Annotated in this window: 4 protein-coding genes; 2 read left to right on the top strand and 2 right to left on the bottom strand. The window is 70.1% G+C overall.

The window, feature by feature from the left end; all coding sequences use genetic code 11:
- Positions 1 to 107 precede the first annotated feature (107 nt).
- Positions 108 to 2,072 carry a dTMP kinase gene (tmk, locus tag AB0H36_RS47865; RefSeq protein WP_360539023.1) on the bottom strand — a complete coding sequence of 655 codons (1,965 nt, stop codon included), beginning with the start codon at positions 2,070 to 2,072 and terminating at the stop codon, positions 108 to 110.
- Between the two features lie 30 nt (positions 2,073 to 2,102).
- Entirely contained in the window at positions 2,103 to 3,215 is a 1,113-nt protein-coding gene (locus AB0H36_RS47860) for a pyridoxal phosphate-dependent aminotransferase (protein WP_360539020.1), read from the bottom strand.
- 63 nt (positions 3,216 to 3,278) lie between these two features.
- On the opposite strand from AB0H36_RS47860, the gene AB0H36_RS47855 reads away from it, so the two are divergent.
- Complete coding sequence (locus AB0H36_RS47855; protein ID WP_360539017.1) at positions 3,279 to 4,703, top strand: PLP-dependent aminotransferase family protein; 1,425 nt, start codon at positions 3,279 to 3,281, stop codon at positions 4,701 to 4,703.
- A 25-nt stretch (positions 4,704 to 4,728) separates the two neighbouring features.
- Positions 4,729 to 5,340 carry a hypothetical protein gene (locus tag AB0H36_RS47850; RefSeq protein WP_360539013.1) on the top strand — a complete coding sequence of 204 codons (612 nt, stop codon included), beginning with the start codon at positions 4,729 to 4,731 and terminating at the stop codon, positions 5,338 to 5,340.
- The last annotated feature ends 89 nt before the right edge of the window (positions 5,341 to 5,429 follow it).

The following is a 5,429-nucleotide window of genomic DNA, read 5'->3' as shown; positions in this document are numbered from 1 at the left end:
GCCTGGACTGAGGAGCGGAGGGAGCGAAGCGACTGGAGGGACGAGGGAAGGCCGGGAGTTACAGCCCCATGACCACGCCGGCGCCGGAGGCCCGGCCAAAAGCACCGTCATAGATCCACCTTCGGGAGCATGGGTTGGAGACGGGCGCGGATCTGGGCGGCGATTTCGTCGCGGTCCTGGGTGGCGTCGACGACCAGGTAGTGCTGCGGCTCGGCCGCGGCCAGCTCGAGGAAGGCGTTGCGCACCCGCAGGTGGAAGTCGTGCGACTGGGCCTCGATCCGGTCCCGCTCGGTGAACCGGTCGAGCCCGCTCTTCGGCGGCAGGTCGAGCAGGATGGTCAGGTTCGGCCGGAGGTCGTCGGTCGCCCAGCGGTTGACCCGCTCGACGTCGGTCAGGTCGAGGTCCCGCCCGGATCCCTGGTAGGCCAGCGCGGAGTCGACGTACCGATCGGTGATGACGACGGCACCGGCCTTCAGCGCGGGCTTGATCACCGAGTCCACGTGCTCGGCCTTGTCGGCGGCGTACAGCAGCGCCTCGGCGCGATGCGAGATGTCACCGGTGGCCGGGTCGAGCACGATCTGCCGCAGGGTCTTGCCGAGGTCGGTGGCGCCCGGCTCGCGGGTGAGCAGCACCTGCTGGCCCTGCTCCTTCAGCCAGTCGACCAGCAACGCCGACTGGGTCGACTTGCCGGCCCCCTCGCCGCCTTCCATCGCGATGAACAGGCCGGTCGTCGGGTAGAGACCGGGGGTCTTGCCGAAGCTTCGCCGTACGTCGCGCCAGAACGGGACACCCGGTCGGTCGTCCATCTGCCGCCAGGCGATCAGGCCGATCACGCCGGCCAGGATGGCCGCGATCAGCATCGTGAGCGCGGCGCCGTTGTACGTCCACGACTGCCCGCCGATGGACCAGGTACGGCGACCGATCGCGCCGGCGGCGAACGGGGCGATGGCCAGGGTGACTGCGAGGACGGTCCGGACCGCGGACTGAACGAACGCGAAGGTCCGGCCGCGGACCGCGTCCGGGACCTCGAGACCGAGCAGCGTGTAGCCGGAGACCCAGGATGCGCCGGCGCAGAAGCCGAGCAGGATCGCGATCATGGTGGCGATCTCGATCTGCTGGATCAGCGCCAGCCCGGCCAGGCAGATCCCGGAGCCGACCAGGCCGGCCGCGAACAACCGGCGTCGGGACAGGCCGGAGAACAGGCGCGGCGCGAACCCCATGCCGAGGGCCAGACCGCCGAACACCGCGCCGAACAGAACGCCGTACCCGGGATCGCCGGCCTTGAGGTCCTCGACGTAGGTGCGGCCGAGGCCGATCACGACCGCGCCGGCCGCGAACGCTCCGGAGATGCCGACCACCAGACCGCGGACGACCGGCGTCTTGGTGACGTAGGACCAGCCCTCGACCATCGTCCGCCACAGCGTCGGATGTTCCTCGTGCTCGTGGATGGCCCGGCCGATCTCGGACACCGACACGATCGCCAGCGCGGACACCACGAACGTTGCGGCGTTGACGTAAACGGCCAGATCGATGGCGAACTCGCCGAGCCCACGGGCGGCCAGGGTGATCGCGGTGAAGATCACGGCGGCCGGCAGCGCAGTGCCGTAGGTCGTGATCAGGCTGATCTGGTTGGCCGCCTCGAGGCGGTGCCGGGGCACCAGGTTCGGCACGCTGGCGTCCTTGGCCGGGCCCCAGACCAGGCTGACGATCTCGATCAGCACGGTCGCGACCAGCAGCCAGGTGAGCGTGCCGACGATCGGGATGGTGACGAAGAACGCGGCCCGGATCAGGTCGCCGAGGATCATCGTCCAGCGCCGGTCCAGCCGGTCCGCGACCCAGCCGGCCACCGGCCCCATCACCAGCGCGGGCAGCACCCGGAGGAACAGCACGCCGCCGATGGCGAAGTTCGCCGCCTGGTAGTCGTCACCGGCGAACGACTTCGCCATCGCGGTCAGCGCGAGCAGCCCGATCCAGTCGCCGAGGCTGGACAGCCCGAAGGCGATCCAGAGCCGCCGGAACGCCCGGATCCGCAGCACCGCGCGCACGTCATGCGCCGGTGCTGGATCAGTCATCGGGTCATAAACCTCCGGCACACCGCAAGACTAGTCGGCGGCATGGACAGCCTTGCGCAGTGCCGTCGCCAGCGCGTCCAGCGCGGCCTTCAGCTCGACCAGCGGCAGGAATCCGAACCCGAGCCGGAACACCCGCGACTCGTCGCCGAACCAGTCACCGTCGGCCAGCCGGACACTCAGCTCGGCAGTGGCTGCGCGGAACGCGTCGAGCGAGACGGCTGGTCGCACCCGGATGCAGCAGAGCGCGCCGGCGTCCGGCCGGACCCACTCGACCAGGTCCTGGTTCGCACGGACCCACTCGTCCGTCACGGCCAGCGAGTCCGCCAGCCAGCGACGCCGTACGCCGAGAATCTCGTCCTCCCGCTCGAATACCTTCACGGCCAGCGCCTCGGTGACCGGGGCACCGGTCACCACGGTGTTGAACTTCGCGTTCACGACCTGGTCGACGAGTTCGTCGTCGGTGCTGACCAGCCAGCCGACGCGCAGGCCGGCCGCGCCGTGACACTTCGACAGCGAGGCGACGACGACGACCTTGGACCCCAGGTGTACGGCGGTCTCCGCGATCGGATCGTCGCCGTACGCCGCCGTCCGATAGGTCTCGTCGACCATCAGGTAGGCGTCCGGGCAGATCTCGCTCATCACGGCCACGATCTGCTGCAGCGTCTCGCGCGAAACCTCAACGCCTGAAGGGTTCTGCGGAGTCGCGAGGCTGACCAGCTTGGTGTCGGGGGTGAGGTGGGTGCGGACGTGTTCGACCGTCAGCTGGTAGCCGTCGTCGAAGGACAACGGGATCACGCGGACGTCGGCGCCCACGGACTCGTAGGAGTTGCGGGCCAACGGGAACAGCGGCGCGGTCGTCACGACCTGACCGCCGCCCTCCGCGACCAGATAGGCGAGCAGGAAGATCGCATGCATCCCGCCCACGGTGGTGACGACCTGGTCGGGACGTACGCCGTGGCGCTCGGCGAGCGCGGTCCGCAGCCGCAGGTCGCCGGACGCGGTGCCGTAGCCGAGCTCGAGGTCGCCGAGCTCCGGGGTCAGCAGGTCCGCCAGCCGCAGGTCAGGTCCATAGCTCTCGCCCAGGTCGTAAGTGGGCGTCACTTCGGTCAGGGACGCGATGTCGTTGCGAAGAAAGGTGGCCATACCGCCATCGTCCGAGCCCGGGTCTGGTCACCCCAGAGCCAATCCGGCACAATTGGTTCGCGAATGAGACCAATCGAGGTATGTGACCGTCTGGGCCGCTGGTCGTCCGGCCGCGGGCCGCTGTACGTGCTGCTCGCAGCCCGGATGCGCAGGCTGATCGACGACGGCGAGCTACCGCCGGGCGCGCTGCTGCCGCCGGATCGTGCGCTGGCGTCCGCGCTCGCAGTCGGCCGTACGACGGTGGTCGCGGCGTACGAGCTGTTGCGGTCCGAGGGCCGGATCACTCGGCGCCAGGGCAGCGGGACCCGGGTGGCGGGGAGTCAGTCGCCGGCGACGATCGAGGATGCGCCGGTCGACCCGATCTTCCTGGACTCGCTGGAGGCGCGGGACGACGACGTACTGCTCGCGATCTGCGCTGCGCCCGGCGATCCGCCTCCGCAGCTGGCCGAGGCGTACGAGCGGATCGTGCCGGCGCTGCGGGCGATCAGCGGGGACATCGGGTACTACCCGTACGGTCACCCGGTCCTCCGGGAGGCGATCGCAGATCGGTACGGCGATCGCGGCGTACCGACATCTCCGGACCAGATCCTGGTGACGAACGGCGGCCAGCAGGCGCTGTCGCTGTTGGCGCATGCACTCGTGTCGCCCGGGGACCAGGTGCTGGTGGAGGCGCCGACGTACCCGGGTGCGTTGGAAGCGTTCCGCGAGGAAGCCGCCGTACTGCGTGGGCTGCCGGTCGGCCTGGTGGGGTTCGAGGCGGCGGTGCGTGAGCGTCGTCCGGGGTTGGCTTATGTGATCCCGACGTACCAGAACCCGACCGGGTCGGTGCTGTCGCCGCTGGTCCGGGAGCGGCTGGCGCGGGCGGCCGCGGCAGCCGACGTACCGCTGATCGAGGACGAGGTGCCGGCCGACCTCGGGTTCCCGGGTACGACGCCGCCGGCGCCGATGGCGGCGTACAGCGAGACCGTGATCTCGATCGGGTCGCTCAGCAAAAGCGTCTGGGGCGGCCTGCGGATCGGCTGGATCCGCGCCTCCGCCCCACTCGTCAACCGCCTCGCCCGCCTCCGCGCCGTCCACGACCTGGGCGGCAACGTCCCCGCCCAACTAGCCGCCGCCCACCTGGTCGCCCAACTGGACACCCTTGGCCTGGCCGACGAGCTCAAGCACCGCCACGACCACCTCAAGTCCCTCCTGGCCGAACACCTCCCCAGCTGGCAGATCCCAACTATCCAAGGCGGCCAGTGCATCTGGGCCCGGCTCCCGCACGGCGACGGCAACTCCTTCGCCCAAACAGCCCTTCGCCACGGCCTGGCCATCCTCCCCGGCTCCGGCCTGGACGTCACCGGCGCGAGCGACCCCTATGTCCGCCTCCACTTCCGAGCCCGCCCCGAAGAACTCGCCGAGGCCGTCCACCGCCTGGCCACCGCCTGGCAGTCCTACAACCCTCCACTCAACCGAGTACACCCCCGCCCAGCCATCGCGATCTGAGTGCGCGGGCGGGATCATCTGCCGCATGGACGATGTGGAGCAGTACTCGGACGAGAGCAGCGAGGGGTTGCAGCAGGCGACGACCGACCTCATCGGGGCGCTGCGAACCTACGCTGACGCGCTGCTCAGGCTCCGCGGCGGCGCAGCCGAGGCAGAGGAGTTGTTTGCTCGAAACGCGGCGATCGAGAGTGTGGTGGAGGCGTGGAACGAGGCTGTGTTCGAGCACACCGGGACGGCGCCGTTGCTCCTGGAGGTCATCGAGGAGCTCGACGAGGAGGCTGACGAGGAGCCGGTGGGTGGGGCGCTGAGCGTCATCACCCGGGTGGATCTGACACTCGAAAGTCCGGAAGCCTTGCTGGCGGCAGGGCGGGCCGCTTATCTCCGGCTGTGGCCGGATGAGACGGACGAGGATGCCGAGGTCGCGGTGGACGGGCCGGTGCAGGCGGTCTACACGATGGCGAATGAGGCGGGCGATCCCTGGCCGACCATGCCGGGGGCGGGCGTGCGCCGGGCGGTGCGGGCGTATGTCGTGCCCGAGAATCCCGACGACGTGGCCGTGGTCGAGGACGACCTGGACATGTTGCGGGAGGTCGTCCCGCCGCCGGGAACGCTGGTGTTCAGCGAAGCGTGGAGCTGATGACCGCTCCGGCCGAGTCGGACGTCTTCGCGACGTACCTGGGCTGGCAACGGCGGGTGCGGATGGTCGGCTCGGCGCAGACGGACAAC

Origin of the sequence: Kribbella sp. NPDC050820 (genome assembly GCF_040653975.1) — a bacterium.
In the GTDB taxonomy this organism is placed as follows: Bacteria; Actinomycetota; Actinomycetes; order Propionibacteriales; family Kribbellaceae; genus Kribbella.
This window is presented reverse-complemented; position numbering and strand designations above follow the sequence as displayed.